Source organism: Variovorax sp. GW460-12-1-14-LB1 (genome assembly GCF_059423605.1).
Window position 1 is genome coordinate 14,802 of sequence record NZ_JBWKYF010000060.1, and the last position, 13,598, is coordinate 28,399.

Here is a 13,598-nt window from a genome sequence, read left to right on the forward strand (position 1 = left end):
CCGCGCAGGGTTGGGCTTTGCGGAATGGGGGCTTCCGGCCAGCCGAACGGGGAGAAACCCCGACAGGGCCCGCGTCAGCCTTCGGCGGCGGGTTCCGGCGCGGTGCCGGCGTCGATTCCGGCCTGCGGCTTGGTGAGCGACACCGGCGCCTCCACCGGCCGCCCCGCCGTCGACACGATCTCCTGGTCGATCGCGCCGAACAGCGAGCGCCCGTCCAGCCCCTTCATCTCGATGCGGATGGTGTCGCCGAACTTCATGAAGTCGGTGGCGGGCGCGCCGTCCTGGATGGTCTCGATGCAGCGCTTCTCGGCGATGCACGAGTAGCCCTTGGGCCATTCCATGCGGCCGTTCTTCTCGACGCCCTTGTTGCTCACGGTGCCGCTGCCCACGATGCTGCCGGCGCGCACGTTGCGGGTCTTGGCGATGTGGGCGATGAGCTGGCCGAAGTGGAAGGTCATCTCGGGGCCGGCGTCGCACAGGCCGACCTTGCGGCCGTTCCAGCTGCTTTGCAGCGCCAGGTGCACGCGCCCGTCCTGCCAGGCCTCGCCGAGTTCGTCCAGCGTGACGGCCACGGGGCTGAAGGCGGTGGCGGGCTTGCTCTGGAAGAAGCCGAAGCCCTTGGCCAGCTCGGCCGGGATGAGGTTGCGCAGGCTCACGTCGTTGGCCAGCATCACGAGGCGGATGCCGTCCAGCGCCTGCTCGGGCGTGGACCCCATCTTCACGTCGCCGGTGACGACGGCGATCTCGGCCTCGAAGTCGATGCCCATGGCCTCGCTGGGCACGATCACGTCGTCGACCGGGCCCAGGAAGTCGTCGCTGCCGCCCTGGTACATGAGGGGGTCGGTGTAGAAGCTCTCGGGCACCTCGGCGTTGCGCGCCTGGCGCACCAGCTCGACGTGGTTCAGGTAGGCCGAGCCGTCGGCCCACTGGTAGGCGCGCGGCAGCGGCGCCATGCACTGGGCGGGGTCGAAGGGAAAGGCGTGGCGCGCGCGGCCGTGGTTGAGGGCGTCGTACAGGTCCTGCAACTGCGGGCTCATGAAGCCCCAGTCGTCCAGCACCTGCTGCAGCCGGCTCGCGATGCCGGTGGCGTAGTGGGCGAGCGTGAGGTCGCGCGAGACGACGACCAACTGGCCGTCGCGCGAGCCGTCCTTCAGGGTGGCGAGTTTCATGGTGCGGGCGTGAGCAAGAAAAAGGGCGCGGCGCCGCGCCCACTAAACTGGTTGAACGGGCGGCAGTGTACCGAGTGGACTTCGTGAACCTCGGCGCCGCAACCCACTCCACACACCCATGTCGACGCACGTCGCGCCCCCACCGCTGTCCCTGGGCCTGCCCGGGCGCCCGTCCTGGCGCGCGCTCGCGGGGCTGACGCTGGCGGTGGCGCTGGCGCACCTGCTGCTGCTCGGGCTGGCGCCGATGGCCATCGGGCCGGAGCCCTCGCCGCTGGCCAGCAAGTTCATCACGCGCACGATCGTGATCGCGCCGCCCGCGGCGGAAGCCCCCGCGGCACCGGCCGCCGCGCCGGTCGCGGCCAAGCCGCCGCCACCGGCCAAGCCCCGGCGTCCGCGCGAGGCGTCGGTGCCCAAGCCCAAGCCGGCCCCGGCCCCCGTGCCGGACGCGCCGGCACAGACACCTCCTCCCGAAACGCCCGACCAGACCGCGCAAGCCGCTACAGATTCAGGAGCAACCGCCCCCGAAGCACCGGCCAGCGCCCCGGCCGCCGCCACGGGCACCACGGCTGGTGGCACGCAGGGCGGCACGACCACGGCCGGCAGCGGCGCCTCGGGCACCATCGCCGGCACCCAGGCGCTGCGGATTCCGGGCTCGGTCACGCTCGATTTCGAAGCCACGGGCCAGAAAGGCGCCTCCCCGCAGCGCGGCGTGTTCGGCGAGCTGGTCTGGCTGCAGGACGGCAGCCGCTACGACGGGCGGCTCACGCTCAAGGCGGTGTTCTTCACCCTGCTGAACTGGCACAGCACCGGCAAGATCGGCCCCTCGGGCCTGGAACCCGAGCGCTATTCGGAAAGCCGCAAGGCCGAGGTGGCCTCGCATTTCGTGCGCGACCAGGGGCAGATCATCTTCAGCAACAACGCCCCCCCCGTGCCCCTGCAGCCGGGTGCACAGGACCGCATGAGCGTCATGATGCAGCTGGGCGGCCTGCTGGCGGCCAGCCCGGGGCGGTACCCGGCCGGCACCCGGATCTCGGTGCAGACGGTGGGCGTGCGCGACGGCGATGTGTGGGTCTTCGAGGTCGGCGACGAGGAGCAGCTGAGCCTGCCGGCCGGCGACTTCACCACGCGCAAGCTCACCCGCACGCCCCGCAAGGATTTCGACCGGAAACTGGAACTCTGGCTGGCGCCGCGCTACGGCTACCTGCCCGTGCGCATCCGCCAGACCGAGGCAAACGGCGACTTTGCTGACGCCCAATTGCGCAAACCCCTACCCGAAGCGCCCGCCAATTGAGGCAAAAAGACTCACATATCAACGGCGCGACGACAACTGTTCTTGAAACTGGCGCGTTGATTGCTATCTAACCCCCATGAACGCCATCGACATCCTCACAGGGCCCGCCATGAACATGCTTTACGACTCCGAGTCCTTCGTCGTCGTGCACGTGCAGCCGAACGACGGCGACGAGCCCAGCACGAAGCCCAACGGCCCCGTGCTGGAACGCCACGGCTTCGAGATCGTGGACAAGCGATCGGGCAAGGAGGTGTACCTCGACGGCTCCTGGGCCGAACTGTTCCAGCAGCAGATCGCCGCCTGGCAGCTCAACACGCCCACGCAGGAAGAGGTCGAGGACACGCTCGAAGGCTATGCCGAGCTGGCGCACACGCCGGTGCTGGTGCACTGAGCAGCCCGCCCCGCCCGAACGAAAAAAGCGCCCCGCGGGGCGCTTTTTCTTTGCCTAGGCGCCCCGGCGCTCGGTCCAGCGGTACATCGGCCCCACGATCAGCAGCACCGCCACCAGCCGGCACACCTGGAAGGCCGTGACCACCGGCACGCCCAGCTGCAGCACCTTGGCCGTGATCGACATCTCGGCGATGCCGCCGGGCGAGGTGCCCAGGATCATCGTGGCCGGATGCAGCCCGGTCGCCCCCGCCAGCAGCCAGGCCGCGCCGGCGCACAGCACCAGCATGCCGACCGTGCCCAGCGCCACCGAGCCGAGCCAGCGCGGCGCCGTGTGCAGAAACTCGCGGCTGAAGCGCACGCCCAGGCTCACGGCAATCACCAGCTGCGCGGTGTTCGACAGCCAGGTCGGCACCGCCGACAGCGACTGCCCCGCGACCGTGAAGCCCATCGCCACCAGCAGCGGCCCCATGAACCAGGGGTTGGTGCGGCCCAGCGCCCGCATCGCGAGCCCACCCGCGCCAGTGGCCAGCGCCAGCAGGGCCAGCCCGGCCGGGTTCACCTCGCGCACGCCGGGCGGGTTGATCTCCAGGCCGTGCAGCCCGCTCCACTGCATCGCGAACGGGATCGTCACCGTCACCACCATCAACCGCAGGCTGTGCGCGGCGGCCACCAGGTCGGTGCGCGCACCGGCCGATTCGGCCAGCAGCGTCATCTCCGAAGCGCCGCCGATGGCGCCTGCGAAGTAAGTCGTGGCTCTCATGGATTTCGCCGGCACATGCGGCATGCGCGCCGCGTGCACGCGATGCAGCCAGCGGCCGAACCCCCAGCCCAGCAGCAGCGCCCAGCCGATGGCCAGCAGGATCGCCCACCACACGCCGGCCACCAGCGTCACCACCTGCGGCGTGAAATACAGGCCCAGCGCGGTGCCGATGACCCACTGTCCCAGGTTGCGCAGCGGCGTGTGGCTCGCGGTCGGCTGGCCCGCGATCGAGGCCAGCGACACCGCGAACAGCGGGCCGATCATCCAGGGCAGCGGGGTGTGCAGCACGACACAGGCGAGTGCGGCGGCCAGCGCCAGCAGCAGCGTGGCCAGCACGCGAAGGGGAAAACGAAAGGACACGGGCAGAGAAAGCAGCGGAAAAGGACGACAGCCCGGTGCAGGGCGCCGGGCATAGTATGGCGGGATGCCTCCTCGCCCTTCCCGTGCTTCCCGGTTCCTGGCGCCCCTGGTCGCCGCCGCCCTGCTCGCCGGCTGCGCCGCGCTGTCCGCCGAGGCGCCCGTCGCGCGCCGCGTGGCGGCCCTGCTGCCGGCCGACGCGCTGTTGCTCGGCGAGCAGCACGACGCCCCCGAACACCACGCCCTCGAACGCGAGACCGTGCAGGCCCTGGCCGAGCGCGGCCAGCTCGCCGCGCTGGCGCTCGAGATGGCCGAGGACGGCCGCAGCAGCGCCCGCCTGCCCACCACCGCGACCGATGCGCAAGTGCAGACCGCCCTCGGCTGGAACGACAAGGCCTGGCCCTGGACGCGCTACGGCCCCACGGTGATGACGGCCGTGCGCGCCGGCGTGCCGGTGGTCGGCGCCAACCTGCCGCGTGCGCGCATGAAGGACGCGATGGCCGACGTCTCGCTCGACGTGCAGCTCAACGGCGAGGCCTACGCCGCGCAGCAGGAGGCCGTGCGCGAGGGCCACTGCAAGCTGCTGCCCGAATCGCAGATCGGCCCCATGACGCGCATCCAGGTCGGGCGCGACCGCGCCATGGCGCAAGCGCTGGTGAAGGCCCGGCAGCCGGGCAAGACGGTGGTGTTGATTGCCGGCGCGGGCCACGTCACCAAGGTGCTGGGCGTGCCGCAGCACCTGCCGACCGACGTGTCGGTGAAGACGGTCCACCTGCAGGCCGGCGGCCCGGCCGAGGACGACACCGACGCCTACGACGCCACCTGGCGCACGCCGGCGCTGCCGCCGGTGGACTACTGCGCGGGCGTGCTCAGGCGAACTTCCTGATCGAATCCGCCAGCGTGTTGACCAGCGTGTCGATGTGCTGCTTCTCCACGATGTAGGGCGGCGCAATCACCAGCACGTCGCCCGCAGCGCGCACCAGCGCGCCCTTGTGGAAGCAGTCGAGGAACACCTCGTAGGCCCGCTTGCCCGGTGAACCGGCAATCGGCGCCAGCTCCACCGCCGCCGCCAGGCCCAGGCTGCGGATGCCGATCACGTTCGGCAGGCCCTTGAAGGTGCTGTGGAAGGCATCGCCCAGCACCTTGCCCATTTCGCCGGCGCGCGCGAACAGGTTTTCTTCCTTGTAGAGATCGAGCGTGGCCACCGCCGCCGCGCAGGCCACCGGGTGGCCCGAGTAGGTGTAGCCGTGGAAGAACTCGACCACGTGCTCGGGCGCGTCGGTCTTCATCATCGCGTCGTAGAGCTTGTCGCGGCAGATCACGCCGCCCAGCGGAATCACGCCGTTGGTCACGCACTTGGCGAAGTTCAGCATGTCGGGCACGACGCCGAAGAAGTCGGACGCGAAGTTGGTGCCCATGCGCCCGAAGCCGGTGATCACCTCGTCGAAGATCAGCAGGATGCCGTGCTTGTCGCAGATCTCGCGCAGGCGCTTCAGGTAGCCCTGCGGCCCCAGGTACCAGCCGGCCGAACCGGCCACCGGCTCCACGATGATCGCGGCGATGTTGCTCGGGTCGTGCAGCGGCAGGATGCGCGTCTCAAGTTCGACCAGCGGGTCTTCGGCCCACACCGGCTCCTGGTTGTGGATGTAGGCATGGTTCACCGGGTCGTGAATGAAGCGCATGTGGTCCACGCGCGGCAGGAAGGCCGAGCCGAACACCTTGCGGTTGCCCGGAATGCCGCCCACCGACATGCCGCCGAAGCCCACGCCGTGGTAGCCCTTCTCGCGGCCGATGAACACGTTGCGGTGGCCTTCGCCGCGCGCGCGGTGGTAGGCCAGCGCCACCTTCATCGAGGTGTCGGCCGCCTCGGAGCCCGAGTTGCAGAACAGCACCTTGTTCAGGTCGCCCGGGGCCAGCGCGGCGATCATTTCGGCCGCCTTGAAGGCCTTGTCGTTGCTGACCTGGAAGGCGGTGGCGTAGTCCAGCGTGTCCAGCTGCTTCTTGATCGCCTCGTTGATCGGCTTGCGGTTGTGGCCCGCGCCCACGCACCACAGCGAGGAAATGCCGTCGACCACCTTCTTGCCGTCGTGCGTGGTGAACGTCATGCCGTCGGCCGCCACGAAAACCCGCGGGTCCTTCTTGAAATGGCGGTTGGGCGTGAAGGGCAACCACTGGTTGTCCATGTTGAAGTCCTGGAAGGCCATGTCTCGCTCCTGCGGTTATGTGGGGAGGGAAAATCGCGATTCTGGCACCCCTGCCACAATCCTGCCCCTGATGACGACCACTACGCCTGCCTACATCCTGAACCTCTCCTGTCCCGACCGGACGGGCATCGTGCACGCCGTGTCGGGCTTCCTGCTCGAGCGCGGCGCCAACATCGAAGAGGCCGCCCAATACAACGACCACGGCACCGGCCTGTTCTTCATGCGCGTGCGCTTCGCCTGCGGCGACCACAGCGAAGCCGTGCTGCGCGAGGAGCTGAAGGCCTTCGCCACCGGTTTCGGCATGAGCCTGCAGCTGCACGCCGCCGCCGACCCGATGAAGACCGTGATCCTGGTCAGCAAGGAAGGCCACTGCCTGAACGACCTGCTGTTCCGCTGGAAGAGCGGCCTGCTGTCGATCGACGTGCGCGCCATCATCTCGAACCACCGCGACTTCTACCAGCTGGCCGCCAGCTACAACGTGCCCTTCCACCACATCCCGGTGACGGCCGCGACCAAGGCGCAGGCCGAGGCGAAGCAGCTGGAGATCATCGAGGCCGAAGGCGCCGAACTCGTGGTGCTCGCACGCTACATGCAGATCCTGAGCAACGACCTGTGCAAGAGCCTGGCCGGCCGCGCGATCAACATCCACCACTCGTTCCTGCCCAGCTTCAAGGGCGCCAAGCCCTACTACCAGGCACATGACCGCGGCGTGAAGCTGATCGGCGCCACCGCCCACTACGTGACGGCCGACCTCGACGAAGGCCCGATCATCGAGCAGGACGTGGCCCGTGCCGACCACACCGACACGGTCGAAGACCTCACGGCCCGCGGCCGCGACACCGAAAGCCAGGTGCTGGCCCGCGCCGTGAAGTGGCACAGCGAGCACCGCGTGCTGCTGAACGGCCACCGCACGGTCGTGTTCCGCTAACCCACCCCACCGCCGCTCCCAGATGCGCCTGCAGCTTCCGCTTTTCGCCCTTGCTGCCGCTCTGGCAGCGCCCGCCACCTTCGCCCAGGACGCCCGCGCCGGCAGCGCCCCGCTGGCGCCCGACGCGCTGTTCGCGCGCATCTCGCCCAGCGTCTGGGTGGTGCAGGCCAGCGACGCCCAGGGCAAGGTCCTGGCCACCGGCAGCGCAGTGGCCACCGGCCCGGGCACGGCCGTCACCAGTTGCAAGCTGCTGGCCAAGGCCAGCGCCGTGGTGCTGCGCCGCGACAACGTGAGCTACGGCGCCGCGCTGGAGCACCCGGACGTCGAACGCGACCTGTGCCAGCTGCGCATCGCGAACCTCGTGTCGCCGACGCTGGGCGTCGTGCCCGCGGGGGCGTTGCAGGTCGGGATGCCGCTGTACGTCATCGGGTCGCCGCGCGGGCGCGAACTCACGCTCGGCATCTCCATGCTCGGCGGCGTGCGCCGCAACGCCGCGGGCGCGCTCGAGTCGCTGCAGCTGGCCACGCCGACCGAGGCGGGCCTGGCCGGTGCCGGCCTGTTCGATGCGCAAGGCCGCCTCGTGGGCCTCGTCGCCGGATCGGCGCCGGCGACCCTCGCCATGCCAGCCGCGTGGATCGCGGAGCTGCCGACGCGCGGCCAGCGGGCCATCGAGCGCCTGGCCTCACAGCCCGCGCCGGCCAGCGTGTCGCTGCAGCGCCCGAGCCTCGTGGAGTACCAGCTGCACGACCGCCTCACCAACACCTACCGCAAGGTGATCTACCGCGCGGACACGGCCACCACCAGTGACGACCGCCTCAGCTTCAACAACGGGGGCTGGATCGAGAAGCCGGGCGGCGAAGTGATCGGCGTCACGACGGCCGTGGGCGGCGAGTTCGACAGCGTCATGCCGCCGGGCGGCTGGGCCCGCCCGACCCTGGAACAGAACGCCGCCTGGACCACGGAATACGACGCCACCATGGGCGGCACGCGCATCAAGATGGACCTGCGTGCCAACGTGGTGGACGACGCCGCCATGCTGCCGGTCAACGGCCGCGAGATGAAGGTGGTGAAGATCGACTACCGCGGCCACACCCAGCGCTTCGCGAACGCGGGCGCCTGGAGTGGCAACCAGTACGGGACCTACCGCGCCAGCGTGTGGTTCTCGCCGGAGCTGGGCCGCGTCGTCCGCTTCGAAGTGCAGACGCGCGGCGGTGCGAGCGGCGGCGCGTTCCAGGTCAGCGAAGTGCTCGAGCTGGTGAGCATCCGCTAGCCCCGGGCGCGCGCCGCGCGCTCTCTATCGATCAATTGCGGTACGGGTTGTCCGGACGCCGGTCCTGGCGGTTCGGCACGCCGTCGCCGTCGCGGTCCCAGCGGCCGCGGTTGTATTCCCAGCGGCCATTGTTCTCGCGCCATTCCGGCGCGCGGTAGGCATAGCCCGGGCGGGCGCGCACGTACATGCCGCGCACCCACACATGGCGACCGCCGCGCCACTCATAGTGGCCCGGCGACCACACATAGCCGCGACGCGGCGGCGGCATGCGCTCGTAGCGCGGCGGGGGCGGCGGCCCCTGGATGGTGATCACCGCCTGCGCCTGCGCGGCCGTGGGAACGGTCAGGGCGCCCACCGACAGCAGCGAAGCGGCACCAATGGAAAGAGCAACTGCGAGTGTTTTCATGAGAAAGCCCCATGGTTGTTGGAGGAGCCTTCATGCTGCCGGGACCGTGTGAAGCGCCTGTAAGCGCTGCGCGAAATCTTGTGTAGAGCTGTTTCGCTGCCGCAGACGCGCTTTATTCCTGCAATTCGCGCAGGTCGATGGCCGCGGCCATGGCCGCGTGGCCGGCGCGGTTGGGATGCAGGTGATCGCCGCTGTCGAATGTCGGATTCAGCTGACGCGGCGCGGCCGGGTCGCGCAGCACGGCATCGAAGTCGATCACGCCGTCCACGTCCTGGCGGCTGCGCACCCAGCGGTTCACGACCTCGCGCATGGCCTCGTTGGCGTCGGTGCCGTAGATCGTGTTGCCGAAGGGCGGCACGGTGCCCAGCAGCACCTTCACGCCCTTGGCGCGCGCCTGCTTGACGAGTTGCCCCAGGCCCTCGGTGACGCGCTCGGCCGTGGGCACGTCGTGCGGCGGCACCTTGAGGCCGGGGATGCCCGCGAAGATGGCGCGGCCGATGTCGTTGGTGCCCAGCAGCACGATGACGTGCGTCACGCCGCTCTGGCCCAGCGCGTCGCGCGCAAAGCGCGACAGGCCGTCAGGGCCGATGCCGTTCACCAGCAGCCGGTTGCCGCCGATGCCGGCGTTGATCACCGACACCGCGTGCGCGGCCTGCGGGCTGTCACGCAACCGCGTGGCGAGCATGTCAGGGTACGAACCGTCGCCCGACTCGCCGCCGCCCGCGGTGATCGAGTCGCCGAACGCGACGACGGTGCGCACGGGCCGGGCGGTGAGCACGTCGAGCCCGGTCACGATGTGGCTCATCGGCAGCGCCGTCGCCTTCGACAGCCGGGGCGCCGAGACGGCGTTGCCTTGCGCCAGCCAGCCCGTGTCGCTGGACAGCAGGTACATCGTGGCGAACGGTGTCGCGCGGTCGAGAAAAAGGCTCACGGCCACGGCCTGGCCCGCCGCAACGTTCAGCGCCACGCCGTCGCTCCATGCTTCCGCGCCCGGCGCCACGGTGACGGTGGCGCGGCCGCCGAAACGCAGCGTGCGCAACGAGGCCGGCGAGATGGCGTCGCCGCCCGTGCCCAGGGCCACGGTGGCCGCGGCGATGCGCAGCGGCGTCTTGCCGAAGCGGTTCGACACCCGCACGCGGATGCGCTCGCCGTCGAGCGTCGGGCGCATCATCTGGCGCAAGGTCTGGCCGCGGAACACATGGTCGCCCGGTCCGCCGATGGCGGCCGTGGCGGGGTTCGCGTCCAGCTCGGCGAAGTCGAGCACCGCCACGGCCCAGCTCGCCACCCAGCGCGCTTCGGCCGGCTGGCGTGCCGCCTGCTCGACCTTCTCCGCCCACACCGCCTGCACGCCCACGAGCAGCACCGCAAGGCCGAAAACGGCCATCCAGTGTGCAGGGGAAAAGGCGGCGTCGCGCAGACGGACGCGCCAGCGGGCAAGAAGCTTCATGCGTGCAAAAGCGGCCCAGTGTACGGAGCCGCCTTGCCCGCGCCAGTGACGAGGTCTAACCTAAAGTTACCAAGTGTCGACGTACGCCGAGACCGCCTCGGCCGGCCGCGTGGCCGACGCCAGGCCGCGCACCAGCCAGGTGCGCGTGTCGGCCGGGTCGATCACCGCGTCGATCTCCAGCGTCTGCGCCATGTGGATCGCCTCGCCGTTCGCGTACTGCTGCGCCACCAGTTGCTTGAACAGCGCGTCGCGCTCGGCGCCCTCGGGCACGGCCGCGAGTTCCTTGCGAAAGCCCAGTCGCACCGCACCTTCGAGGCCCATCGCACCGAATTCGCCGGTGGGCCAGGCCACGGTGAACACGGGCGCATCGAAGCCGCCGGCGGTCATGGCCTGCGCACCCAGGCCGTAGCCCTTGCGCAGCACCACCGCGAAGAAAGGCACGCGCAAGTGCGAGGCCACCATGAACATGCGGCACACGTGGCGCACCTGCGCCTGCGCCTCGACCTCGGGCCCGACCATGAAGCCGGGCGTGTCGCACAACGACACGATCGGTAACCCGTGGGCATTGCACAGTTGCATGAAGCGTGCGGATTTGTCGGCCGCCTCCACGTCGATCGCGCCGCCCAGGTGGTGCGGGTTGTTCGCCATCAGGCCGACCGGCTTGCCCTCGATGCGCGCCAGCGCCGTGACGATGCCCGCGCCGAAGCCCGCGCGCAACTCGAGCAGCGAGCCGGTGTCGGCCACGCCGCGCATCGCGGCGCGCACGTCGTACACACGCAGGCGGTTCTCCGGCACGACGTGGCGCAGCGTGCGCGGGTCGGCGCACTGCCAGTCGCTCACCGGGCCCTGGAAGTACGACAGGTACTGCTTCGCAGCCGCCACGGCTGCAGCTTCGTCTTCCACCAGGATGTCGATCACGCCGTTGCGCGACTGCACGCTGCTCGGCCCGATCTGCTCGGGCGCGAAAGTGCCCAGGCCGCCGCCTTCGATCATCGCGGGACCGCTCATGCCGATGTTGCTGCCCTTGGTTGCAATGATCACGTCGGCGCAGCCCAGCAGCGCCGCGTTGCCCGCGAAGCAGCGCCCGTGCACGATGCCGACCACCGGCACCTTGCCCGACAGCGCCGCGAACTGGCTGAAAGTGTGGTTGTTCAGGCCCGCGACGATCGGCATGTCGGTGTCGCCCGGCCGCCCGCCCCCGCCCTCGGCGAACAGCACCACCGGCAGCTTGAGCTGGTGCGCCACCGCGAGCAGCCGGTCGGTCTTGTGGTGGTTGCGCATGCCCTGCGTGCCGGCCAGCACGGTGTAGTCGTAGGCCAGCACGGCGCAGCGCGACTTCTCGGGCCCGAACTGCTTCGCGTTGACACTGCCCAGCCCGGTCACCATGCCGTCGGCCGGCGTGTTGGCGATGAGGTCTTCGAGCGTGCGGCGGCGCGTCTGCGCGGCGATGGCGAGCGCGCCGTACTCGATGAAGTTGCCCGGGTCGCCGGCCATGTCGCACAGGTCGGCGATGTTCTCGCGCGCGGTGCGCCCGCCCTGCGCATGCCGCTTGTCGACGGCCGCCTTGCGGTTCGCGTCGAGCGTGGGCGCATGGCGGTCGATGACCTTCTGCAGGTCGGGACGGATCGCGTCGAGGTCGTGCGCGACGCGCGCCTGCGCCTGCACACCCTGCGCATCGACGGCCTCCAGCCGCACCAGCGACTGGCCTTCGACGAGGTAGTCGCCGGGCGCAGCCAGCAGCGCCAGCACGCGGCCGGCCACGGGGGCGTGCAGCAGGTGCTCCATCTTCATGGCCTCGAGCACGCCGAGTTGCGCGCCGGCGGGCAGCACGTCGCCCACCGCGACCTCGAACTGCACCAGCTTCGCGGGCATCGGCGCCTTGACGGTGAGGCCGTCGTCGTCTTCTTCGTCCGGCGCCGGTGCGCTCGCGGCGGTGGGCGCGGTCACCTTCTTCGTGTGCTTCTCGAACGCCTTCGCGTCGGCGAGCAAATCGCCCAGGTGCGCTTCCACGAAGCGCGTGTGCACCGCCTGCGTCGCGAACTCGGGCCGCGCGGCGATGGCGCACAGCAGCGGCAGGTTGGTGGCGATGCCGTCGATGTGGCATTCGTCGAGCGCGCGCAGCGAGCGGCGCAGCGCGTCCGCGAAACGCGGCGACGGCGAATGCACGATGAGCTTGGCCAGCAGCGTGTCGTAGTGCGGCGAAGGTGCGAGGCCCGCGTAGCCGTGCGTGTCGACGCGCACGCCGGGGCCGGCGGGCAGGTCGAAGCGCGCGAGCGTGCCGCCCGCGGGGCGTGCGTTGCCCTGCGCGTCGAGCGTCTCGGCGTTGATGCGCCACTGCACCGCGAAGCCGCGCTGCGGTGCCGTACGTCCGGCCTCCACGCCGAGCGCGTCCAGCGTGTCGCCCGACGCGACAGCGATCTGCAGCTGCACGAGGTCCAGCCCCGTCACGGCTTCGGTCACCGTGTGCTCGACCTGCAGGCGCGGGTTCGCCTCGATGAAGACGAAAGGCAAAGTGGTCGACGCGGCATCGACCAGGAATTCGAAGGTGCCGAGGCCGCGATAGCCCACGGCCTTGGCCATGCGCAGCGCGGCCTGCGTGACCTGTGCGCGCAGCGGCTCGGGCAGCGAGGGGCTGGGCGCGATCTCGACCAGCTTCTGGAAGCGGCGCTGCAGCGTGCACTCGCGCTCACCGAGGCTGGCCACGGCGCTGCCGTCGCCGAGCACCTGCACCTCGATGTGCCGCGCGTTGCGCATCAGGCGCTCGACGTACACGCCCTCGATGCCGAACGCCGCCTTGGCTTCGGACATGCAGCGCGCGTGCGCCTCGGGCAACTCTTCGGCGTTCAGCACCGCGCGCATGCCGCGCCCACCGCCGCCGCCGATGGCCTTGACCATCACGCCCGCGCCCTGCGCATGCTGCTCGGCGAAGAAGGCCTGCGCCTGCGCGAGCGTCACCGCGCCGGCGCTGCCGGGCATCACGGGCACGTCGCACTGCGCGGCCAGTTCGCGGGCGCGGGCCTTGTCGCCGAACAGGCCCAGCTGCTCGGGCGTGGGGCCGATGAAGACCAGGCCCGCGTCGGCGCAGGCCTGTGCGAAGTCGGCGCGCTCGCTGAGGAAGCCGTAGCCGGGATGCACCGCATCGCAGCCTTGCGCCTTCGCCACCGCAATCAACGCGGCCACGTCGAGGTAGGCCGAAGGGCCGGTCGCATCGAGCGCCACCGCCACGTCGGCCAGCTGCACATGCAGCGCGGCGGCATCGTCGCGCGCATGCACCGCCACGCTGGCGATGCCCAGGTCGCGCAGCGCGCGCACCAGGCGCACGGCGATCTCGCCGCGGTTGGCAATCAGAACTTTGGAAAACACGCGAAGAAGCCTT

At 70.5% G+C, this 13,598-nt stretch carries 11 protein-coding genes; 5 read left to right on the forward strand and 6 right to left on the reverse strand.

Features of this window, described 5'->3' with window-relative positions; genetic code table 11:
• Positions 1-74: 74 nt before the first annotated feature.
• Complete coding sequence (locus AC07Y4_RS24645; protein WP_487847358.1) at positions 75-1,169, reverse strand: fumarylacetoacetate hydrolase family protein; 1,095 nt, start codon at positions 1,167-1,169, stop codon at positions 75-77.
• Between the two features lie 118 nt (positions 1,170-1,287).
• Here AC07Y4_RS24645 and AC07Y4_RS24650 point away from each other — a divergent pair, with 118 nt between their 5' ends.
• Together AC07Y4_RS24650 and AC07Y4_RS24655 are read left to right on the forward strand one after the other, a co-directional pair.
• A complete protein-coding gene (locus AC07Y4_RS24650) occupies positions 1,288-2,460 on the forward strand; it encodes a DUF3108 domain-containing protein (protein ID WP_487847359.1) in 1,173 nt (390 codons plus the stop codon).
• Between the two features lie 109 nt (positions 2,461-2,569).
• Positions 2,570-2,851 (forward strand): BTH_I0359 family protein, encoded by a 282-nt coding sequence (locus AC07Y4_RS24655; protein WP_056577200.1) that lies wholly within the window; start codon positions 2,570-2,572, stop codon positions 2,849-2,851.
• 54 nt (positions 2,852-2,905) lie between these two features.
• On the opposite strand, the gene AC07Y4_RS24660 is transcribed toward AC07Y4_RS24655, so the two are convergent.
• A complete protein-coding gene (locus AC07Y4_RS24660) occupies positions 2,906-3,970 on the reverse strand; it encodes an AbrB family transcriptional regulator (protein WP_487847360.1) in 1,065 nt (354 codons plus the stop codon).
• A 64-nt stretch (positions 3,971-4,034) separates the two neighbouring features.
• Here AC07Y4_RS24660 and AC07Y4_RS24665 point away from each other — a divergent pair, with 64 nt between their 5' ends.
• Positions 4,035-4,853 carry a ChaN family lipoprotein gene (locus tag AC07Y4_RS24665; RefSeq protein ID WP_159274660.1) on the forward strand — a complete coding sequence of 273 codons (819 nt, stop codon included), beginning with the start codon at positions 4,035-4,037 and terminating at the stop codon, positions 4,851-4,853.
• Here the strand turns inward: AC07Y4_RS24665 and aptA are convergent.
• The gene (gene aptA / locus AC07Y4_RS24670) at positions 4,837-6,171 is read right to left on the reverse strand and encodes an omega-aminotransferase AptA (protein ID WP_487847361.1); all 1,335 of its coding nucleotides are present in this window, start codon (positions 6,169-6,171) and stop codon (positions 4,837-4,839) included. The two genes, AC07Y4_RS24665 and aptA, sit on opposite strands and share 17 nt — an antisense overlap.
• A gap of 70 nt (positions 6,172-6,241) precedes the next feature.
• Between aptA and purU the strand changes: the two genes are divergently transcribed.
• Together purU and AC07Y4_RS24680 are read left to right on the forward strand one after the other, a co-directional pair.
• On the forward strand, positions 6,242-7,099 hold the full coding sequence (gene purU, locus AC07Y4_RS24675) for a formyltetrahydrofolate deformylase (protein WP_062478396.1): 858 nt from the start codon (positions 6,242-6,244) through the stop codon (positions 7,097-7,099).
• A 22-nt stretch (positions 7,100-7,121) separates the two neighbouring features.
• Positions 7,122-8,369: a S1 family peptidase gene (locus AC07Y4_RS24680; RefSeq protein WP_487847362.1), complete on the forward strand. Its 1,248-nt coding sequence runs from the start codon at positions 7,122-7,124 to the stop codon at positions 8,367-8,369.
• A 31-nt stretch (positions 8,370-8,400) separates the two neighbouring features.
• Here the strand turns inward: AC07Y4_RS24680 and AC07Y4_RS24685 are convergent, their stop codons facing one another.
• The 3 genes from AC07Y4_RS24685 to AC07Y4_RS24695 form a co-directional block, all read right to left on the reverse strand.
• A complete protein-coding gene (locus AC07Y4_RS24685) occupies positions 8,401-8,775 on the reverse strand; it encodes a YXWGXW repeat-containing protein (RefSeq protein ID WP_070063838.1) in 375 nt (124 codons plus the stop codon).
• A gap of 112 nt (positions 8,776-8,887) precedes the next feature.
• On the reverse strand, positions 8,888-10,159 hold the full coding sequence (locus AC07Y4_RS24690; protein WP_487847363.1) for a GDSL-type esterase/lipase family protein: 1,272 nt from the start codon (positions 10,157-10,159) through the stop codon (positions 8,888-8,890).
• Positions 10,160-10,288: 129 nt separating this feature from the next.
• Positions 10,289-13,585: a carboxyl transferase domain-containing protein gene (locus AC07Y4_RS24695; protein ID WP_487847364.1), complete on the reverse strand. Its 3,297-nt coding sequence runs from the start codon at positions 13,583-13,585 to the stop codon at positions 10,289-10,291.
• Between the last annotated feature and the right edge of the window lie 13 nt (positions 13,586-13,598).

What these genes read in the sequence shown, in the direction of transcription:
- purU (WP_062478396.1), top strand. Translation starts at nt 6,242, where the DNA reads ATGACGACCACTACGCCTGCCTACATCCTGAACCTCTCCTGTCCCGAC.
- AC07Y4_RS24645 (WP_487847358.1), bottom strand. Translation starts at nt 1,169, where the DNA reads ATGAAACTCGCCACCCTGAAGGACGGCTCGCGCGACGGCCAGTTGGTC.
- AC07Y4_RS24680 (WP_487847362.1), top strand. Translation starts at nt 7,122, where the DNA reads ATGCGCCTGCAGCTTCCGCTTTTCGCCCTTGCTGCCGCTCTGGCAGCG.
- AC07Y4_RS24650 (WP_487847359.1), top strand. Translation starts at nt 1,288, where the DNA reads ATGTCGACGCACGTCGCGCCCCCACCGCTGTCCCTGGGCCTGCCCGGG.
- aptA (WP_487847361.1), bottom strand. Translation starts at nt 6,171, where the DNA reads ATGGCCTTCCAGGACTTCAACATGGACAACCAGTGGTTGCCCTTCACG.
- AC07Y4_RS24655 (WP_056577200.1), top strand. Translation starts at nt 2,570, where the DNA reads ATGAACATGCTTTACGACTCCGAGTCCTTCGTCGTCGTGCACGTGCAG.
- AC07Y4_RS24690 (WP_487847363.1), bottom strand. Translation starts at nt 10,159, where the DNA reads ATGGCCGTTTTCGGCCTTGCGGTGCTGCTCGTGGGCGTGCAGGCGGTG.
- AC07Y4_RS24665 (WP_159274660.1), top strand. Translation starts at nt 4,035, where the DNA reads ATGCCTCCTCGCCCTTCCCGTGCTTCCCGGTTCCTGGCGCCCCTGGTC.
- AC07Y4_RS24685 (WP_070063838.1), bottom strand. Translation starts at nt 8,775, where the DNA reads ATGAAAACACTCGCAGTTGCTCTTTCCATTGGTGCCGCTTCGCTGCTG.